Source organism: Stenotrophomonas sp. S39, from assembly GCF_016624665.1.
Lineage (GTDB): Bacteria > Pseudomonadota > Gammaproteobacteria > Xanthomonadales > Xanthomonadaceae > Stenotrophomonas.
The window spans coordinates 254053-272392 of the sequence record NZ_JACVTT010000001.1 but is presented as its reverse complement, the minus strand read 5'-3'; the positions used below and the strand labels follow the sequence as shown (position 1 = coordinate 272392).

Below are 18340 nucleotides of genomic sequence, written 5' to 3'. Positions count from 1 at the left end.
AGGAGCAGATGCAGGAAGAGAACGCGCGCCTGGCGGCCGAGAATGCCGCGTTGCGGGCGGAGCTGGAAGAAACCAACCAGGGCGTGCTGGCGCTGTATGCCGAGCTGGACCAGCAGGCGGTGCAGCTGCGCGAGGTGTCCGATCTCAAGAGCCGGTTCCTGTCCTACATGAGCCATGAGTTCCGCACGCCGCTGGGCTCCATCCTCAGCATGACCCGGTTGCTGGAGGACGGCTTCGACGGGCCGCTCAACGATGAGCAGCTGCGCCAGGTGCGCTTTGTCAGCGCCTCGGCGTCGGAGCTGCGCGAGATGGTCGATGACCTGCTGGACCTGGCCAAGATCGAGGCGGGCCGCATCACGATCTCGCCGGGCTGGTTCGACTTGATGGACCTGTTCGCCGCGCTGCGCGGCATGTTCAGGCCGCTGGTGGAGAGCAACCAGCGCATCGAGCTGGTGTTCGAGGATCCGCCGCCGCTGCCGATGCTCTACACCGACGACAAGAAGCTGGCGCAGATCCTGCGCAACTATATTTCCAACGCCATCAAGTTCACCCCGGAGGGGCAGGTGGTGGTGTCGGCGAGGATGGAAAGCGAGGTCGAGGTCCGCTTCACCGTGCGCGATACCGGTATCGGCATCGCGCAGGAGCTGCTGCCGGCGCTGTTCGAAGACTTCGTGCAGGTGGATTCGCCGCTGCAGAAGCGCCTGCGCGGCACCGGCCTGGGCCTCTCGCTGTGCAAGCGCTTCGCTGAACTCCTCGGTGGCCGTGTCGCGGTGGAGAGCCTGCCTGGCAGCGGTTCGGCATTCCATGTCATCCTGCCGGTAGCACTGGACCAGGCGACGGAGGCCGCCAATGCCCCACTCTGATCGTGTGCTGGTGGTGGACGACAACGCGGCCACGCGGTATTCCGTGCGGCGCGTGCTGGAACACCATGGCTACAGCGTAAGTGAAGCGGCCACCGGGCAGGAGGGGCTCGACCGGCTGGCCGGCTCTGAGTTCGGCGCGGTGGTGCTGGACGTCAACCTGCCGGACATGAGCGGCTTCGACGTGGTGCGCCAGCTGCGTTCGCACCCGCGCACCCAGCTGCTGCCGGTGGTGCACGTTTCGGCGGCCTCGATCGCCACCGGCGACATGATCACCGGCCTGGACAACGGCGCCGATGGATACCTGATCCACCCGGTGGACCCGGATGTCCTGCTGGCGACCCTGCGCAGCCTGCTGCGCGCGCGCCGGGCCGAAGAAGCATTGCGTGACGCGGACGCGCGGTTCCAGGAGATCTTCAGCCAGGTCAACGCGCCCATTGCCGTGCTCGATGAGCAGCTGCAGATCCACGAGAGCAATCCCGCGTTCGCGCGCCTGCTCAGCGAGGCCGATGCCAATGGCTCCCTGTTTGCCATGATGGGCAGCAACAAGGAGTTCGTGCTGGACCTGCAGGACGCACTGGCCCGGCAGGAGCGCTGGCAGGGCGTGCTGGCCATCACGGGCCGGCAGGGCCTGCGCAACACGCAATGGCGTCTGACGCCGGACCGCCGCACCGGCCATGGGCTGGTGGTGGTGGAAGACGTGACCGAGCACCACGTGCGCGCCCGCGCACAGCGCGCCGAGCTGGAAACGGCCACCACCGAGCTGGCCCACCAGATCGCCGAGCGCACCCGCACCGAAGGCGAGCTGCTGCAGGCACAGAAGATGGATTCGCTGGGCCAGTTGACCGGCGGCATCGCCCATGATTTCAACAACCTGCTGACCACCATCATCTCCGGCCTGGACATGATCGAGCTGGCCGTTGCCTCTTCCCGGCTGGAGAAGGTGCCCCAGTACAGCAGCATCGCCGCCGCATCGGCCCAGCGCGCCGCCGCCCTGACCCAGCGCATGCTGGCGTTCGCGCGCAAGCAGCCGCTGGATTCGCGTCCCTTCGACCTGGTCGCGCGCACGCGCTCGCTGGAAGACCTGCTGCGCCGCTCGATCGGCGAGAACATCGAGCTGGAATTCGAGCTGGGCGATGAACCGCTGGTGGCCATCGCCGACGTCAACCAGTTCGAGAACGTGGTGTTGAACCTGGTCATCAATGCACGCGACGCACTCGCGGGCCGCGGCCTGATCCGCCTGCGCGCCGAAGCCTGCGAGGTCCAGCGCGAGAAGGAGTTGACGCCTGGCCGCTATGTCAGCCTCAAGGTGATCGACAACGGGCCGGGGATCCCGCTGGACCTGCTGGACAAGGTCTTCGAACCCTTCTTCACCACCAAGCCGCAGGGCGAGGGCACCGGGCTGGGCCTGTCGATGACCTATGGTTTCGCGCGGCAGTCAGGCGGGGTGGCGCGCATCGCCAGCGAGCCGGGCGAGGGGACCGAGATTGAATTGCTGCTGCCTGCCGGTGAACCGGTCCAGATCGATGCCAGCATCGACCAGGCAGCCCCCCCACGTGGCCAGTCCGAGCGCATCCTGCTGGTGGATGACACCGATTCGGTCCGGATGATGGTCGGCGAGATGCTGTCCGAGGCCGGCTACCAGGTCACGCTGGCGGCGGATGCCCGCCAGGCGCTGCGCCAGCTGAGGCAGGACCCTGCATTCGACCTGCTGCTGACCGACGTCGGACTGCCGGGCATGGACGGGCGCGAACTGGCCGATGCCGCGCGCGAGATCAATCCGGTACTGCCGGTGCTGTTCATCACCGGCTACACCGAGCGCGCCGCGGTGCGCGAGACCTTCCTCGGTACCGGCATGAGCCTGCTGCCCAAGCCGTTCAGCCTGCTGGAACTGATGGCCGCCGTGCGCGCGGCGCTGTAGGGCGGCCGGGCGACGGTGCTTCGGGCCAACCCGGCCAGGTGATCGGCTACCATCGCCTCTTCAGGGAGGGGGCATGGATGTCATCACACCAGGGGTTCTGATCGTTGCGGTCATCGCCGTGATCGTCGTGGGCTTCGTATTCGGCGGCCGGCACCGGAACGCCAGGCCGCCATCGCGCATCTACCGATGCCGGGGCTGCGGATCTGCCGCGCACCATGATGCACGGACAATGGAGGCTTGGCGCGGTGGCAAAACCACGTTCTTCTGCCAAGCCTGTCACCGGCAGTGGCTGCAGGCGCAGCCACCGCGACACCGGGGCAAGCCAGAGTCGACCACGAAAGGCGGATCAGGGTGCCTGGGGGTCATGGCGCTGGTGGCGGCGCTGCCGATGGGGTTGCTCTGGGCCTGGCTGCAGGCCTGACCCAAGGCCAGGCCCGCAACGGCATCAGCCTGGCAGCTCGCACTGCATCTTGCCGTCCACGTAATAGGGCTTCGGCACGTTCGGGTTCTCGCTGGTCTTCTCGAAGACCACCTCGAACGAGTCCGACTTTGGCGTTCCCTTGCGGTCGGTGCAGGCGTCGCTGAGTTTCTTCTTCACTGCGGTGATGCCGGCATCGCGGTTGGCGCCGTCGGCGCTGTTGGTCAGGTTCACCGTTTCGGCCAGGGCCAGCGGGCTGAGGGCCAGCAGGCTGGCGGTGACGATCAGGCTGTGCAGACGGGTCATGCAATCTCCTCGTGCGTTCCATTGCGGGCGCGCCGCAGGCGTGCGACGCGCAGACAGCATAGGCAACGCCGGTTAAGGCACCGTGCTCGGCCATCGATGCATCGGCGCTGCGACCGATTGTCGCGCCGATGCTAGTGGGAACCATTCGCATCTGCTATGATTTAACGCGCCCTTAACCAGCGCCGCTGCCGCCGCCCCAGGCGCGCCTCCTATCAGCAGGTTCCCCATGTCCCATACCCGTTCCCTTGCCCGCGAGCCGATGCGCTCGCTGCTGTCCGTGTCCGTTGCCACGCTGCTGGCGCTGCCGATCGCCGCACAGGCCCAGTCGGCAATGCCGGACGGCGCCACGCCCACCGATCTGGATGCAGTGCACGTCAACGCCTACCGCACGATCACCCACACCTCGGGTGCAACCAAGACCGATACCCCGGTGGCGGAGATGGCCAAGTCCGTCTCGGTCATCGCCCGTGAGGAACTGGACGCACGCGGCGTGCAGAACCTCAACGAGGCGTTGCGCTACGTGGCCGGTGTCTCGCTGGAAAGCACCGGCATCGACAACCGCGTGGATGATTTCCGCATCCGCGGCTTCGATGCCGGCAGCTGGAGCAACAACGTCACCGTCGATGGCATGCGCGCCCCGCAGGGTGGGCAGTGGAACCGGACCATGGTCGACAGCTGGAACCTGGACCGCGTGGAAGTCCTCAAGGGCCCTTCGGCCGTGATGTACGGCCAGGTGGCACCGGGCGGCATGGTCAACCAGGTCAGCAAGACGCCCACCCCGGACCAGCAGCAGGTGCTGCAGCTGGGCGTGGATGGCAACGGCCAGTACAGCACTGCCTTCGACGTCGGCGCCGGCAGCGCTGACAGTCGGCATCTCGGGCGCCTGGTTGGCCTGTACCGCGACGGTGACACGCAGATCAAGCACACCGACCAGGAGCACTGGTTCCTCGCCCCCAGCTATACCTGGCAGATGGCCGAACGCACCCGCCTGACCGTGCTGGGCCTGTACCAGCGCGATGATGGCGGCTCGACCTACCAGTTCCTGCCGATGGCCGGCACCCTGGTGGCCACGCCCCACGGCCACATGAAGAACACCACCTTCATTGGCGAGCCGACCTGGAACACCTACGACCGCACCATCTGGTCCGGCGGCTGGCTGTTCGAACACGCCTTCAACGACCATTGGACGCTGAGCCAGAGCGCACGCCGCTTGAACGTGGAATCGACCTTCCGCAGCGTGGTGACCAATGGCGCACTGAACGCCGATGGCCGCACGCAGAAGCGCCGCGCCACCTGGGGCGAGGGCGATTCGCGCGGCGACACCGCCGATACCCGCCTGACCGGCACGTTCAGCACTGGCGCCGCCGAGCACACCCTGCTGCTGGGCGTGGACTGGCAGAAGGCCGACTGGACCGCCGCGCGCGGCGCGATGGGCACTGCCACCGATACGCCCACCGCCATCGACATCTTCAACCCGGTCTATAGCGGCTACATCCCGGCCACCACGTCGATCAGCTACTCCGGTGGCATCAACCGCCAGACCGGTGCCTACCTGCAGGACCAGATCGCGCTGGACAAGTGGCGCTTCACCGTCGGCGGCCGTTACGACTGGACCAAGGATGACACCTGGACCCAGGCCTATACCGTGGCCACCGACCGTTACGGCACACGCACGCCGAGCCACATCAAGAACGATGCCTTCAGCGGCAACGCCGGCATCCTGTACGTGGCCGACAACGGCCTGACCCCGTACCTGAGCTATGCCGAATCCTTCCAGCCGGCCGGCAGCACGGCCACGCAGTCCTTCGAACGCACGGCGTTCGATCCCATCACCGGCAAGCAGTGGGAAGCGGGCCTGAAGTACCAGCCCGCCAGCTTCGACGGCCTGATCACCGCGTCGGCCTACGACCTGCGCCAGCAGAACGTGCTGACCGATGATCCGGACAGCAGCCACAACACCTGTGGCACCACGGGCACCAGCCAGTGCCAGGTGCAGGATGGCGAAGGCCGCGTGCGCGGTGTCGAACTGGAGGGCCGTGTCACCCCGCTGCAGGGCTTCAGCGTGATCGGCGCTGGGTCGTGGATGGAATCGGAAGTCACCCGCAGCAACAACGGCTACCGCGGCAAGGAACTGGCGATGGTGCCCGACTGGACCGCCTCGCTGTGGGGGGATTACACCTTCCAGGCAGGTGCCCTGGAAGGCCTGAGCCTGGCGGCGGGCGTGCGCTACAACGGCACGAGCTATGGTGACAGTGCCAACCTGTACCGCATTCCGTCCTACACGCTGTGGGATGCGGCCATCCGCTATGACGCCGGCCTGCATGGCGCAGTGGGCACGCTGCTGTCATTGAACCTGAGCAACCTGGCCGACAAGCGTTTTGTGTCGACCTGCACCGGCGTGTCCTCCTGCTACTACGGCACCGGCCGCACGGTGACGGCGACGGCGCGGTTTACCTGGTGATGCGCACCTGGTGTTGAGCACCTGATGATGCAAGGCTGCCGCCGCACTCCAAAGGGGCGGCGGCAGCGCCGATCACGCGGCTGCGTTGGCGGCGTACGCGGCCAGCACGGCCGGCAGTTCGTGCATCGACTCGAAGATCACGTGGGCACCGGCTGCACGCAGGGCTTCGGGCGTGCTGTGGTACTGGCCGCCCGGGCTGTAACCGAACACCGTGGCGCCGGCAGCAACGCCCGCGGTCGCGCCGGTCACGGTGTCTTCGATGACCGCGCAACGGGTTGGATCGACGCCCAGCGCCGCGGCGGCGGCAAGGTAAACATCGGGGTGCGGCTTGGTCCGCGGCTGGTCCTGGCCACTGAAGATCTGCCCGCCGAAGGCATCGAGGATGCCGATCTTGCCCAGCTGCAGGCGCACCTTCAGCAGATCGGCGCCCGAGGCGCAGGCGATCCTGCCGCCGGTGGCCGCCTGCAGGGCACGCACGGCGGACGGCGCACCGGGGATTTCAACCAGGTCGCGCTCCAGCGCCACGTTGCGCTGGTGGCGGAATTCATCCAGCCACGCCTCGGTGAAGGGCTTGCCGGTGCGTTCCTCGATCAGGCCAGCCAGGCCCGCCACGGATTTGCCGAGGAAGATCTCACCGGCCTGCTGCTGGGTCAGCGGCCAGCCGCGCTCGGTCAGCATCTCCGAAAGCACGCGGGCAACCAGCGGCTCGGAATCGACGAGGACGCCATCGCAGTCGAACAGCACGGCATCGAAGGGGAAGGGGGACATCAGGAACTCCTTGCAACAACCAACGGGGGGAAGCTGCCCGTCATTTTCCCACAGGCGGCGGCGGGGTGCGCCGCGCCTCGATGAACGCCGCGATCCGCTGCAGCGTGGCCGCGTTGCCGGCGGTGTAGACGATCATCGACAGGTCCGGGCGTGCCTCCACCGAGAACGTCGAGAATTCCAGCTCCAGCGGGCCCAGCTCCGGGTGCTTGAGCCGCTTGCTGCCGTCGCCTTCGCTGACCACATCGTTGCTGCGCCAGAGCGCCGCAAACTCGGGGCTGCTGGCCGAAAGCTCGGCCGCCAGCTGCGCCACCTCCGCCTCGGCACCTGCACGGATCGCGTCGGCCCGCAGCGACGCCACCACGAAGCGTGCAACGCTGCTCCAGTCTTCCTGCGCCGCGCGTACCCGGCTGTTGCTGAAGATGAAGCGCAGGATGTTGCGCTCGCTGGGCGGCACCTGCGCGTAGTCGGTCAGCAGTACCGTGGCGGCGTGGTTCCAGGCGACCACGTCCCAGGTCGGGGTGCGGATCAGCGCCGGGCTGTGGGGCAGGGCGTCCAACACCCGCTGCAGGCGCGGCGAGATGCTGTCGCCACTGCGGTACTTCACTTCCGGCGGGCGGCCCAGCCCCAGCATGTAGACGTGTTCGCGTTCGGCGTCGGTCAGGCGCAGGGCAGCGGCGATGCGGTCCAGCACCTCGGCCGACGGTGCGCCGCCGCGGCCCTGTTCCAGCCAGGTGTACCAGGTCGGGCTGATGCTGGCCCGTTGCGCCACCTCCTCGCGACGCAGGCCTGGCGTGCGTCGGCGGCCGGTGGCGAAACCGAAACTGGCCGGATCCAGCCGTGCGCGGCGGCTCTTGAGAAATTCCCCGAGCGAGTGCTGGTTCATGCCGTTCCCTGCCTGTCAGTGACTATACCTGTATAACGTCACTACTTTAACAGGATGCGCGGAGCCGGATACTGGTCCCACTTTCCAGCGGAGCAGCATTCCATGCGTGTATTCCTGACCGGCGCCACCGGCTTCATTGGCCGCCGCGTATGCGAGCAGTTGCAGGCGGCAGGCCATGAGGTCATCGGCCTGACCCGCTCGGACGCGGGCGCGGAGGCCCTGAGCGCCGCAGGCGCCCACGTGCAGCGTGGCGAGCTGGGCGACCTGGCCAGCCTGCGCGCAGGCGCGGCGGCAGCCGATGCGGTGATCCACACCGCGTTCGACCACGATTTCAGCCGCTTCGCCGCCAACTGCGAGCAGGACGCGGCCGTGATCGGCGCACTGGGCGAGGTACTGAAGGGCTCGCTGCGCCCGCTGCTGATCACCTCCGGCGTCGGCATGGGGGAGGCCGCGCCCGGCCAGCCGGCGCTGGAGACCGTGTTCAATCCTGCCCATGGCAACCCGCGCATCGCCTCCGAACGCGCGGGCAACGCGCTGCTCGAGGCGGGCATCGACGTGCGGGTGATGCGCCTGCCGCAGGTGCACGATGCCTTCCGACAGGGCCTGATCAGCTACTTCATCGACATCGCGCGCAAGCAGGCGGTGGCCGCTTATGTGGGCGAGGGCGGCAATCGCTGGTCCGCGGCCCATGTGGATGATGTGGCCCGTGCCTACGTCCTGGCCCTGGAGCGCGGCCACGCCGGTGAGCGCTATCACGCCGTGGCCGAGGAGGGCATCAGTGCCCGGCGCATCGCCGAGGTGGTGGGTGCCGGGCTGGGCGTGCCGGTGCGCAGCATCGCTGCGGATGACGCGGCCACGATGTTCGGCTGGTTTGGCCTGTTCGCCGGCATGGACCTGCCGGCATCGAGTGCACTGACCCGGCAGCGCCTTGGCTGGCAGCCGGTCGGCCCGACGCTGCTGCAGGATCTGCAGGACATGGATTACCGCGAGGGGCGCTGACGACGGATGAATGGCCCTGCACTGCGCCTGCATCTGCAGGCCCGGATACTGCGGGCCATCGATCCCCGCACGGGGTTGCCGGGGTTACCTTCATGCCACGCCGGAAGACGCTGCGCATCGCCACCTTCAACGTCAACGGCATCGGTCCGCGCCTGCCGCATCTGCTGGCATGGCTGGACCGCGAAGCGCCCGATGTGGTGGCCCTGCAGGAGTTGAAAGCCACCGATGCTGCCTTCCCGGCAGCCGAGCTGGAGCAGGCGGGCTATGGCGCGATCTGGTGCGGCGAGCCGCGCTGGAACGGCGTTGCGCTGCTGGCGCGGGATGCGATGCCGATCGAAAGCCGTCGCCGGCTGCCGGGGGATCCCAAGGACAGCCAGAGCCGATATCTGGAAGCGGCCGTACACGGCGTTGTCGTTGGCACGCTGTACCTACCCAACGGCAACCCGCAACCTGGCTCGAAGTACGATTACAAGCTGCGCTGGATGCAGCGGCTGCTGCGCCATGCCCGCTCGCTGGTCGATCTGCCCCACCCGGCGGTGCTGATGGGCGACTTCAATGTCATCCCCACCGAGCTGGACGTGTATGACCCCAAGGCCTGGAAGCGTGACGCGCTGTTCCAGCCCGACGTCCGCGAGGCATTCGAGCAGCTGCTGGCGCAGGGCTGGCGCGATGCGCTGCGCGAAATACATGGGGAAACGGTCATCTACACCTTCTGGGATTACTTCCGCCAGCACGCCGAGCGCGACCGCGGCCTGTGCATCGATCACCTGCTGCTCAACCCCGCATTGGCGCCGCGCCTGCAGGACGCAGGCGTCGACCGCTGGGTGCGGCTGCAGGAGAAAGCCAGCGATCACGCGCCGACGTGGCTCACCGTCAGCATCTGAATCCTTCATCTTGGCTGTAGGCGCTGGTCGTGAGGATGCACTGCCAAAGCATTCATCCATCGGACACGCCGGCAAGACAGCAATGTGATCGGGCAGCGCCTACGTTGCAGTTCTGTCCCTTGCGATTGCCACGAAATGCTCGCTCCTGTGCTGCCTCCCCCGTTGGCCAACCTTGCCCGGCAACGCCTGCTGCAGGTGCCTGATCTTCCACTTCCGGGCCACGGCCGCACACTGGAGCGCTGGCGGGCGCTGGCTGCTCTGGGCCATGAGGATCTGTGTCTGGCCAAGGTACTTGAGGCGCATCACGATGCAGTGGCGATCCTGCATGAACTACGCGTGCCCGTCCCAGCAGAGCAACTGCTGGCGGTGTGGGCGGCTGAAGGCCCCGCCAGTACGCTGCGTGCCGAGCACACGGGACGCCTGCGCGGTGACAAGCCCTGGTGTTCTGGAAGCAATCTGGTCGACACCGCGTTGGTGACCGTGCGCGATGAGTCGGGTGTCCAGTTGTACAAGGTGGACGCGTCGCAGTGGCACTGCATGGAGAGCGAGCCTTGGCCGGCCGCCGGCATGGCCGGCGTACCCTCCACCACGGTGCGCTTCGACGACGCTGAGGCCGAAGCGGTCGGGCCCGTCAACGCTTACCTGGAACGTCCCGGCTTCTGGCACGGGGGGGCTGGCATCGCCGCGGTCTGGTTCGGTGCGGCGACCGCGCTGGCCGAGCGCATGCAGCACGCCTGCAGTGAGGGCCTGCGTGCACGCCTGCTGGGCAAGGCTGACCTCGCGCTGGCCCCGGCAGCGGCACTGCTGCGCGAACTGGCCCATGCCATCGATGCAGCGCCGCAGCTTACCCACCGGGTGCAGGTAGTCCGCGTGCGCAGCGTGGTCGAACGCGCCGCCACGCAGGTACTGGACCTGGCCGGCCGCGCGCTTGGCCCGGCGCCGATGTGCATGGAAGATGCCCATGCGCGCCGCTGGGCCGATCTGACCGTGTTCATGCGGCAGAGCCACGCCGACAAGGATTGGGAATGGCTGGGCGAACAGTGCGCCCGGCAGGTGATGCCATGGGCGCTGTAGCCACCATCCACGGCCAAGGCTCTGACGAACGCGCATGGGAGCACTGCGACTGGCTCTGGCAGCAGCCCGAGACGCCTTTGGCCGAACTCGTTGCCGGGGCAGGGCGCATCGTGGTGGTCGCGCCGCATCCGGATGACGAGGTACTGGCCTGTGGCGGTTTGCTGTGTGCGGCGGCAGCCATTGGCGTGCCGGTGCAGGTGGTGGCGGTAACCGATGGCGAGGCATGCTATCCGGGCGAAGCCTGGTGGACACCGCAGCGCCTGCGTCAGGCACGCCGCGAGGAACTGCGCGACGCCCTTGCCGAGCTGGCCATCGATGCTGCGTCCATCGTCCACCTTGGCATTGCCGACGGCGGGGTCAGCAATCACGAAACGGGCCTGGAAGATTGGTTGTGGCAGACGCTGCGCGAGGACGACCTGGTACTGGCACCGTGGCGCTTCGATGGCCACCCCGACCATGAAGCAGCGGGCCGTGCTGCCTGGCGTGCCGCGCGTTCGGCCGGATGCCAGCGCCTGGAGTATCCGGTGTGGGGCTGGCACTGGCTGGACCCAGGTTGCGCCCACATGGCCTGGGAAGCGCCACGCCTGCTCGATATTTCCGCTGTCGCCGCGCGCAAGCGCGAGGCCATCGCCCAGTTCCGCACCCAGACCGGTGACGTGCCACGGCTGCAGGCCGAGCCCATCCTTCCGGCCCACGTGCTCACCCGCTTCTACCGTACCCACGAGGTCTACTTTGCATGAGCGCCCAGCCTTACTTTGACGAAATCCACGCCAATGACGATCCCTTCGGCTACCGCACCCGCTGGTACGAAGAGCGTAAGCGCGACCTGCTGATGGCCAGTCTTACCCAGCCCACCTTCCAACGCGGCTGGGAGCTGGGCTGCTCCAACGGGGTGCTCACAGAGCGCCTGGCCGGCCGCTGCGAGCGCCTGCTGGCCACCGACATCAGTCCGCGCGCCGCTTTCCAGGCGCGCCGCGGGCTGGCGCATCTACCGCATGTGCAGGTGCATTGCGCGCAGCATCCGCAGCAGTGGCCGGCCGGTCGATTCGATCTGATCGTATGTGGCGAGATGGGTTACTACCTCGGCCCAGATGCGCTGGTCGAACTGCGCGACGGGCTGCACGCCGCGATGAAGGACGACGGCCTGCTGGTTGCCTGCCATTGGCTGCCGTCGTTCCCGGGCCGGGCCACCCGCAGCGCGCTGGTGCATGAGCGATTGGGGCATGGCCTGCAGGAGGCCTTCTGCTACCGCGACAGCGACTTCATCCTGCAGGGCTGGACCCGAGCACCGCTTTCGCTGGCCAGCAACGAGGGGCTGAGATGATCGGCGTGCTGGTGCCGGCACACAACGAAGCCGAGCACCTTCCGGCGTGCCTGCGCTCGCTGGCCATTGCCGCAGCGCATCCCGGGTTGGCTGGTGAGCCGGTGCAGATAATCGTTGCCCTGGATGCCTGCACGGATGGCAGTGCTGAGGTCTGTGCAGGGATGGCCGCGGAAATCCTCAGCCTGCAGGCACGCTGCGTCGGCGCTGCGCGCGCGGCCGCGGCGGGTGTGCTTATCGAGCGCGGCGCCACATGGCTGGCCAGCACCGATGCAGACAGCGAAGTCCCGGCCGATTGGCTGGTGGCCCAGCGCGCCGCAGGCACCGACGTGTTCTGTGGCGTCGTCGATCTTGGCGAGCTGGCGCCGCAGCAGGCGTGGTTGCGCAGCTGCTTCCAGCGCAGCGAGCGCTGGGATGAGGGGCATGGTCGCGTGCACGGGGCCAACCTCGGGGTCTCGGCCTCTGCCTACCGGCGGGCGGGCGGATTCGCGGCGAAGCGATGCTCCGAAGATGTGGACCTGGTGCGTCGATTGGAGGCGGCTGGCGCGTCGATCCGTTGGGCCAGCGCGCCTGTGGTGACCACCAGTAGCCGGTTGTCAGGCCGCGCCGTCGGTGGCTTTGCGGATCATCTGGCAAGCCTGGCTGCCTTTGAGGCGTTGCCAACTCCTCAGCTGGCCTTGGCCAGCTGAGCAGTCCTTCAGCGCGGATCTAGTGGCCGTCCACCGCAAACGCGGCATGGATCAGCGCCAGATGACTCAAGCCCTGCGGTGTGTTGCCCAGACCCTGTCCAGTGAGCGGGTCCCACATTTCCGGCATCAGCCCGACATCGTTGCGCACCCGCCCCAGCAGTGAATGGAACAGGCGCTCGGCCTCGTCCCGCTCGTCCAGCAAGCCATACGCCTCCACCATCCAGAACGCGCAGCTGATGAAGGTGCCTTCGCAATCCTGCATGCCGCTGTAGCGCCACAACAGATCGCCGCTGGCATCGCACAGCTCGCGTCGCATGGCGTCACGGGTAGCGATGAAGCGCTCCCGCCGTACCTCGGCGAGGCCGAATCGCGAGGCCAGCATCAGGCTGGCATCCAGCCGGTCACTGCCGGCGTGCATCACGTATGCCTGCTTGCTCTCATCCCAGCAGTGCGTATCGATCCAGTCCAGGATGCGCTCTTTCTCGCGCTGCCAGCGTGGTAGGCGCGCGCGGGTGATGTGGCCCTTTTCAGCGAGCTCGCAGGCGCGTCGAAGGGCCATCCAGCATTCCACCTTGGACATCGTGTAGTGCTGCAGCTCTTCCAGTTCCCAGAATCCGCAGTCCTTGCGCATCCATTGGTCGGCGCATTCGTCTGCCAGCTCGAACAGCAGGCGCGCGGTAGCGGGATCCAGTATGTGTCCGGCCTCGATCATCCGGCTGGCCATCTCCAGCACATCGCCGTAGACACAGGTCTGCAGCTGGTCGGTTGCGGTGTTGCCGACCCGCACCGGTTGGCTGCCCTGGTAGCCCGGGATGTCGATGTAACGCTCCTGCTCCACACGCTCTCCGCGCAGGGTGTAGCACGGTGGAATGCCTGGACGGTGGCGGCCGATGGTGGTCATCAGCCAGCTGAAACCCGCCTTCGCGTCGGGCAGGGCGCCTACGCGCAGGAACGCCTTGATCACATAGGCGGCATCACGCACCCAGGCATATCGATAGTCCCAGTTCTTGTCGCCCCCCAGGCGTTCGGGCAGAGAGGCACTCACCGCTGCGGCGATCGCCCCAGTGGGAGCAAACCAGAGGAACTTCAGCGCCAGCGCCGAACACATGACCTCGCTGCGCTGGCGGCTCTCACAATGCAGATCGGCAACCCATTGCCGCCATTCACGGTCGGAACGGTCGATGCGGGTATCGATGTCCTGCAAGGGCGGTACCGGCAGCACTTCGTCCTGCGAGGCCAGCAGGGCAATGATCGCCCGCTCGCCCGGTGCAACCTGGATGCTGCCCCTCACCTCGCGGTCATCACACTGCTCGATGCGGGTCTGCTCGGGATAGCGCAGCATGGTCATCACCGGGCCGACATGGTGCACGCAGCCGTTGGGCGTGTCGCTCATCCAGGGCGTGCAGCTGCCGGCGCGGGTACCCGGAAGATAGTGCAGATCGAAGGTCACCTCTCCGTCGAGTCCTTCGATGCGGCGCGCCAGTTCTGACCACGGCAGGCGTCCGGCCGGCCCGCTGTTCAGCGATTCGGTCACCAGGGCACGGCCCGACACGGTGCGCACCTCGGTTTCCAGTACATTGCTGTCCGGCCGGTAGCGGCGGGAGACGTTCTCGATGTTGCGCGCCTGCAGCACGAAACGCCCGCCGTCAGCCGCATCCAGCAAGCGATCGAACAGGGGCGGCGCATCCAGGCAGGGTGCGCACCACCAGTCGATGCTGCCATCGGGCGCGATCAGTGCGGCAGACCGCCCATCACCGATGGCCGCGTATGCGTTGATCGGCGCGTGACCCTCAGGGTCACGCGCGATGCTCACTCCTTCCACTGCGTCCTGGGTCACGGCAGCAGCATGCCGCCAGTGGCGCCAATCACCTCACCGGTGATGTAACTCGATTCCTGGGTGGCCAGCAGAACGTAGGCGGATGCCATCTCTACCGGCTGGCCCGCGCGCTTCAACGGGGTCTGCGAACCGAAATCGGGGATCGCCTCCGGCGGCTGGCCACCTGCGGGCTGCAGCGGCGTCCAGATCGGGCCCGGCGCAACCGCATTGACGCGGATGCCGCGCTCGGCGACCTGCTGTGCCAGCGACTTGGTGAAGTTGACGATGGCGGCCTTGGTGGGCGCGTAGTCGAGCAGGTTCGGCGAGGGCTGGTAGGCCTGGATGGAAGCGGTGTTGATGATCGTCGCGCCGGCCGGTAGATGGGGCAGGGCGGCCTTGCACACCCAGAACAGCGCGTGCACGTTGGTGCGGAATGTCGCCTCGAACTGCTCGGTGTCCAGATCCTCGATTTTTTCCACGGCCAGCTGCTTGCCAGCGATGTTCGCCAGCACATCCAGTCCGCCCAGCCCGTCCACGGCCTGCTTCACCAGGTCCCGGCAGAACGCCTCGTCCTGCAGATCGCCGGGCAGGGCAATGGCCTTGCGGCCTTCCGCGTTGATCAGGGCGACGACTTCCGCCGCGTCCTTCTCTTCCTCGGGCAGATAGTTGAGCGCGACATCCGCACCTTCCCGCGCGAAGGCGATGGCCACCGCGCGGCCGATTCCGGAGTCAGCGCCGGTGATCAGCGCTTTGCGCCCTTTCATCCGCCCCAGGCCGACGTAGCTCTTCTCGCCGTGATCTGCCTTGGGATTCAACTCGTGCACCGTACCCGGTGGCGTCTGCACCTGGGCCGGGTAGGTCGGTTGCGGGAATTGGGTGAGGGGGTTCTGCATGTCGTACTGGTTGCGGGTCATGGGGTTTCCTTGGGGGAGGTAGATAACGGGTTACAGGGTGACGGCGCCACCGGAGATGGTGAGCAGCGCGCCCGACGTGTAACTGGCACTGTCAGCGGCCAGCATCACGTAGGCGGACGCGAGTTCGGCGGGCTGGCCGGGGCGGCCGAACGGGGTCTGGCTGCCGAAATTTTCGACCTTGTCCGCGGCCATGCCGGCGGGAATGAATGGCGTCCAGATCGGGCCCGGCAGGACCGCGTTGACCCGGATGCCCTTTTCGGCCAGCAGTCCCGCCAGGCCGATGGTGAGGTTGGCGACCGCACCCTTGGTGGTGGAGTACGGCAGGATGTTCGGCGTCGGCTTCTTCGAGTTCACCGATGCGGTGTTGATGACCGAGCCGCCGCCCTTCAGGTGCGGAACGCTGAGGCGGGTCAGGTTGAACAGCGCATGGACATTGGTATCGAATGTCTTGCGCCAGTCGTCCATCGTGATCTCGTCAAACGACTCGTAGTAGCGCTGGTAGGCGGCGTTGTTGACCAGGATGTCCAGGCCGCCCAGCTCATGCACGACGCGCTGGATCAACTGTTCGGCCTGCGCCTCGTCACTGATATCGCAGGGGACCAGAACCGCCTTCTGGCCGGCCTCCTGGATGAGCTTGCCGATGGCGGCAGCATCGTCCTTTTCGCTTTCCAGGAAGGCGATCGCCACATCCGCACCTTCGCGTGCATAGGCAATGGCCACGGCTGCGCCGATGCCGCTGTCGCCACCGGTGATGAGTGCCTTCTTGCCCTCAAGCTGGCGGTGACCCTTGTAGCTCTGTTCACCGTGGTCCGGTTTCGGGTCAAGTTTGCTGGTCTTGCCAGGGAAGGACTGTTGCTGCGCCTTGAATGGCGGCTTCGGGTAGTTGGGGACTGGCATGCGTGCGTCGTCTATGGAGGGAGGGAGCGGCCAGTGTGGGCACCCCGCAGTAAACGCCGTGGCCCAGCAATGTCGGCACGGCGTGCACGGCGTGGGTCACAGCGGGTGCGCGATGGTGGTCATGATGCTGTTCGCCGCCTGGCGCGAATCCAGGCGCGTGTGCTGCACCACCACGGGCACGTCGGACTCGATGACGCAGGAGAAGCCAACGCCCAGCGGCACCGGGGCTGGTTCCTGCAGGTCGTTGAAGCGTTTGTGGCAGGTGCGCTGGGCAGGAACGGTGAAGGTGTAGGGCCCCTGCGGCGCTCGATCTTCGAAGTACAGCATCAGGCTGATACGGGCATCGGTGCTGCCGGCATTGAGGATGCAGCACGTGTCGTGACTCTGCAGCTCGGGCTCAGGCCCGTTGCTCCAACCGGGAATGTAGCCCTCGGCAATGGCCCAGCGCGTGCGCCCGAGGGCGCCGGGGTTTTCCTGCGTCATGGTTTCTCTCCGTAAGGCGGCCACCAGAGTGGTCGAGGCGCCCGCGCCGAAGGCGTGCACGTCAAGTGTCCACGGCATCAACATGAAGCGTTCAGTGGCGTGCACCGTTACGCGTTGGCCGTCCTGCGGCGCTTGCCTATCATGCATCGCTGGTTCCACTGCACCTGACTGCTGCCCTTCATGCCTTCCAATGCGCAGGCCGCGCGACGTTCCGCCCGCGCCGCCGGGTATGTGTTTCCCGAGCATCTGCGCGAGCAGGCGCAGGCGCTCCCCGCACAACCCGGCGTCTATACGTTCCATGGCCGCGAGGGTGGCCTGCCGCTCTACATCGGCAAAAGCATCAACCTGCGCACGCGGGTGATGGACCATCTGCGGACGGCTGAGGAGGCTGCGATGCTGCGCCAGTCAGAGCGCATCAGTCATCTGCCGATGGCGGGCGATCTGGGCGCGCAGCTGCTGGAGGCGGCGATGGTGAAAGAACAGCGCCCGCTGTACAACCGGCTGCTGCGGCGGTTGCCGCGTCAGTTCAGCCTGCGTCTGTACCGGGGCGAGATCAGCGTGGTGAACTCGTCAGACGTGGATCTGACGTCCACGCCGATGTTGTACGGCATCTATTCGAGTGCCCGCGCCGCGCGTGAGTCACTGCGCCGCGTGGCGGATGAGAATCGGCTCTGCTATTCGCTGCTGGGCCTGGAGCGGCTTCCCTCTGGACGCCCGTGCTTCCGCTCGATGCTGCGCCAGTGTGCCGGTGCCTGCTGCGGCGGCGAGACCCTTGCCGAGCATCAGCAGCGGCTGGCCGATGCGCTCATGCTGCTGGAGATTGCCGAATGGCCCTACGCCGGCCCCGTGGCCATCGAGGAGCGCGGCGAAGCGATGCGGCAGTTCCACGTCGTTGATGGGTGGTTCTATCACGGCAGCGCGAAGACCCTGGCCGCTGCCCGGCGCGTGCGTCGGACTGATCCGCTGTTTGACCGCGACGCGTACCGCATCCTTCGCAAGGGGCTGTCGTTGGGCCACTGGGCCCTGCACCCGCTATAGCAGGTCGCGTAGACAGAGTCACGCAGCGTGGACGACCTGTTCTGTATCCCTCCGGGCAGGCCATGCAGGGAGAAGACCGTGACCGATCTGTTCGAGCTGGGCATGCCGTGGTTTGAGTTCGTACTACGGGCCACCGCCGTTTACGTGGTGGTGCTGCTGTTGACGCGGCTCAGTGGCAAACGATCGATCGGGCAGTCCGCACCGTTCGATATGCTGGTGATCGTCCTGCTGGGTACGGCGGTGCAGAACTCGCTGATCGGTGAGGACACCTCGCTGCTTGGCGGACTCATCCTTGCCGCCACGTTGCTGGGTCTGAACTGGCTGGTCGGTTTCGTGACCGCGCGCAATCGTCGGCTGCACCGTTGGGTGGAGGGCGCGCCGGTCGTGCTGGTGCGTAACGGCAAGGTGTTCTGGGAGCAGTTGCGCCGTTGCAATGTGGCGCCGGAGGACCTGGACGTGGCCATGCGCAAGGCAGGCTGCGATGGCCATCACCAGATCGAACTGGCCATGCTGGAAACCTCGGGAGAGATCACCGTGGATGCCGAAGGCCGCTGAAGCTGCAACAGTGGAATCCACGCCCCGCACACGGCAAGGTCACCGCCGGCACA

General features: G+C 67.0%; 19 protein-coding genes. 12 read left to right on the top strand and 7 right to left on the bottom strand.

The window, feature by feature from the left end; all coding sequences use genetic code 11:
• The first annotated feature begins 8 nt into the window (after positions 1-8).
• From IAE41_RS01255 to IAE41_RS01245, 3 genes are all read left to right on the top strand, one after another.
• Positions 9-863 carry an ATP-binding protein gene (locus IAE41_RS01255; protein WP_234458203.1) on the top strand — a complete coding sequence of 285 codons (855 nt, stop codon included), beginning with the start codon at positions 9-11 and terminating at the stop codon, positions 861-863.
• Positions 850-2781, top strand: coding sequence for a response regulator (locus IAE41_RS01250; protein WP_200731701.1), 1932 nt, complete (start codon positions 850-852; stop codon positions 2779-2781). The genes IAE41_RS01255 and IAE41_RS01250 overlap by 14 nt, the downstream gene beginning before the upstream one ends.
• Positions 2782-2854: 73 nt before the next feature.
• Complete coding sequence (locus IAE41_RS01245) at positions 2855-3202, top strand: hypothetical protein (protein WP_200731700.1); 348 nt, start codon at positions 2855-2857, stop codon at positions 3200-3202.
• A 24-nt stretch (positions 3203-3226) separates the two neighbouring features.
• Here the strand turns inward: IAE41_RS01245 and IAE41_RS01240 are convergent, their stop codons facing one another.
• A complete protein-coding gene (locus IAE41_RS01240) occupies positions 3227-3505 on the bottom strand; it encodes a hypothetical protein (protein ID WP_079221976.1) in 279 nt (92 codons plus the stop codon).
• Positions 3506-3731: 226 nt separating this feature from the next.
• Here IAE41_RS01240 and IAE41_RS01235 point away from each other — a divergent pair, with 226 nt between their 5' ends.
• A complete protein-coding gene (locus tag IAE41_RS01235) occupies positions 3732-5966 on the top strand; it encodes a TonB-dependent siderophore receptor (RefSeq protein ID WP_234458202.1) in 2235 nt (744 codons plus the stop codon).
• A 72-nt stretch (positions 5967-6038) separates the two neighbouring features.
• Here IAE41_RS01235 and IAE41_RS01230 read toward each other — a convergent pair whose 3' ends face one another.
• Positions 6039-6734 carry an HAD family phosphatase gene (locus tag IAE41_RS01230; RefSeq protein ID WP_200731699.1) on the bottom strand — a complete coding sequence of 232 codons (696 nt, stop codon included), beginning with the start codon at positions 6732-6734 and terminating at the stop codon, positions 6039-6041.
• A 40-nt stretch (positions 6735-6774) separates the two neighbouring features.
• The gene (locus IAE41_RS01225) at positions 6775-7617 is read right to left on the bottom strand and encodes a helix-turn-helix transcriptional regulator (protein ID WP_200731698.1); all 843 of its coding nucleotides are present in this window, start codon (positions 7615-7617) and stop codon (positions 6775-6777) included.
• A gap of 102 nt (positions 7618-7719) precedes the next feature.
• On the opposite strand from IAE41_RS01225, the gene IAE41_RS01220 reads away from it, so the two are divergent.
• The 6 genes from IAE41_RS01220 (at position 7720) to IAE41_RS01195 (ending at position 12584) form a co-directional block, all read left to right on the top strand.
• Positions 7720-8616, top strand: a complete 897-nt coding sequence (locus IAE41_RS01220) for an SDR family oxidoreductase (RefSeq protein ID WP_200731697.1) — start codon at positions 7720-7722, stop codon at positions 8614-8616.
• A gap of 92 nt (positions 8617-8708) precedes the next feature.
• Positions 8709-9500, top strand: coding sequence for an exodeoxyribonuclease III (gene xth, locus IAE41_RS01215; RefSeq protein ID WP_200731696.1), 792 nt, complete (start codon positions 8709-8711; stop codon positions 9498-9500).
• A 336-nt stretch (positions 9501-9836) separates the two neighbouring features.
• Positions 9837-10574 carry an acyl-CoA dehydrogenase gene (locus IAE41_RS01210; RefSeq protein WP_325166966.1) on the top strand — a complete coding sequence of 246 codons (738 nt, stop codon included), beginning with the start codon at positions 9837-9839 and terminating at the stop codon, positions 10572-10574.
• Positions 10562-11314, top strand: coding sequence for a PIG-L family deacetylase (locus tag IAE41_RS01205; RefSeq protein WP_200731694.1), 753 nt, complete (start codon positions 10562-10564; stop codon positions 11312-11314). The genes IAE41_RS01210 and IAE41_RS01205 overlap by 13 nt, the downstream gene beginning before the upstream one ends.
• A complete protein-coding gene (locus IAE41_RS01200; protein ID WP_200731693.1) occupies positions 11311-11898 on the top strand; it encodes an SAM-dependent methyltransferase in 588 nt (195 codons plus the stop codon). Before IAE41_RS01205 ends, IAE41_RS01200 begins: the two co-directional genes overlap by 4 nt.
• A complete protein-coding gene (locus tag IAE41_RS01195; RefSeq protein ID WP_200731692.1) occupies positions 11895-12584 on the top strand; it encodes a glycosyltransferase in 690 nt (229 codons plus the stop codon). The genes IAE41_RS01200 and IAE41_RS01195 overlap by 4 nt, the downstream gene beginning before the upstream one ends.
• 19 nt (positions 12585-12603) lie before the next feature.
• On the opposite strand, the gene IAE41_RS01190 is transcribed toward IAE41_RS01195, so the two are convergent.
• The 4 genes from IAE41_RS01190 to IAE41_RS01175 all read right to left on the bottom strand — a co-directional run bounded on the left by IAE41_RS01190 (position 12604) and on the right by IAE41_RS01175 (position 16694).
• Positions 12604-14406: a glycoside hydrolase family 15 protein gene (locus IAE41_RS01190; RefSeq protein ID WP_200731750.1), complete on the bottom strand. Its 1803-nt coding sequence runs from the start codon at positions 14404-14406 to the stop codon at positions 12604-12606.
• A gap of 11 nt (positions 14407-14417) precedes the next feature.
• Complete coding sequence (locus IAE41_RS01185; RefSeq protein ID WP_200731691.1) at positions 14418-15314, bottom strand: SDR family oxidoreductase; 897 nt, start codon at positions 15312-15314, stop codon at positions 14418-14420.
• Positions 15315-15344: 30 nt separating this feature from the next.
• Positions 15345-16211: an SDR family oxidoreductase gene (locus IAE41_RS01180; RefSeq protein ID WP_200731690.1), complete on the bottom strand. Its 867-nt coding sequence runs from the start codon at positions 16209-16211 to the stop codon at positions 15345-15347.
• A 96-nt stretch (positions 16212-16307) separates the two neighbouring features.
• The gene (locus IAE41_RS01175; protein ID WP_200731689.1) at positions 16308-16694 is read right to left on the bottom strand and encodes a sensory rhodopsin transducer; all 387 of its coding nucleotides are present in this window, start codon (positions 16692-16694) and stop codon (positions 16308-16310) included.
• Between the two features lie 180 nt (positions 16695-16874).
• Here IAE41_RS01175 and cho point away from each other — a divergent pair, with 180 nt between their 5' ends.
• Both cho and IAE41_RS01165 read left to right on the top strand, forming a co-directional pair.
• The gene (cho, locus tag IAE41_RS01170) at positions 16875-17732 is read left to right on the top strand and encodes an excinuclease Cho (protein ID WP_200731688.1); all 858 of its coding nucleotides are present in this window, start codon (positions 16875-16877) and stop codon (positions 17730-17732) included.
• Between the two features lie 78 nt (positions 17733-17810).
• Complete coding sequence (locus IAE41_RS01165) at positions 17811-18287, top strand: YetF domain-containing protein (RefSeq protein WP_108768928.1); 477 nt, start codon at positions 17811-17813, stop codon at positions 18285-18287.
• Positions 18288-18340: the final 53 nt, after the last annotated feature.

Bases quoted from the DNA above. Each gene is read 5' to 3' on its own strand.
- IAE41_RS01255 (WP_234458203.1), top strand. From the start codon at position 9: ATGCAGGAAGAGAACGCGCGCCTGGCGGCCGAGAATGCCGCGTTGCGG.
- IAE41_RS01250 (WP_200731701.1), top strand. From the start codon at position 850: ATGCCCCACTCTGATCGTGTGCTGGTGGTGGACGACAACGCGGCCACG.
- IAE41_RS01245 (WP_200731700.1), top strand. From the start codon at position 2,855: ATGGATGTCATCACACCAGGGGTTCTGATCGTTGCGGTCATCGCCGTG.
- IAE41_RS01240 (WP_079221976.1), bottom strand. From the start codon at position 3,505: ATGACCCGTCTGCACAGCCTGATCGTCACCGCCAGCCTGCTGGCCCTC.
- IAE41_RS01235 (WP_234458202.1), top strand. From the start codon at position 3,732: ATGTCCCATACCCGTTCCCTTGCCCGCGAGCCGATGCGCTCGCTGCTG.
- IAE41_RS01230 (WP_200731699.1), bottom strand. From the start codon at position 6,734: ATGTCCCCCTTCCCCTTCGATGCCGTGCTGTTCGACTGCGATGGCGTC.
- IAE41_RS01225 (WP_200731698.1), bottom strand. From the start codon at position 7,617: ATGAACCAGCACTCGCTCGGGGAATTTCTCAAGAGCCGCCGCGCACGG.
- IAE41_RS01220 (WP_200731697.1), top strand. From the start codon at position 7,720: ATGCGTGTATTCCTGACCGGCGCCACCGGCTTCATTGGCCGCCGCGTA.
- xth (WP_200731696.1), top strand. From the start codon at position 8,709: ATGCCACGCCGGAAGACGCTGCGCATCGCCACCTTCAACGTCAACGGC.
- IAE41_RS01205 (WP_200731694.1), top strand. From the start codon at position 10,562: ATGGGCGCTGTAGCCACCATCCACGGCCAAGGCTCTGACGAACGCGCA.
- IAE41_RS01200 (WP_200731693.1), top strand. From the start codon at position 11,311: ATGAGCGCCCAGCCTTACTTTGACGAAATCCACGCCAATGACGATCCC.
- IAE41_RS01195 (WP_200731692.1), top strand. From the start codon at position 11,895: ATGATCGGCGTGCTGGTGCCGGCACACAACGAAGCCGAGCACCTTCCG.
- IAE41_RS01185 (WP_200731691.1), bottom strand. From the start codon at position 15,314: ATGACCCGCAACCAGTACGACATGCAGAACCCCCTCACCCAATTCCCG.
- IAE41_RS01180 (WP_200731690.1), bottom strand. From the start codon at position 16,211: ATGCCAGTCCCCAACTACCCGAAGCCGCCATTCAAGGCGCAGCAACAG.
- IAE41_RS01175 (WP_200731689.1), bottom strand. From the start codon at position 16,694: ATGACGCAGGAAAACCCCGGCGCCCTCGGGCGCACGCGCTGGGCCATT.
- cho (WP_200731688.1), top strand. From the start codon at position 16,875: ATGCCTTCCAATGCGCAGGCCGCGCGACGTTCCGCCCGCGCCGCCGGG.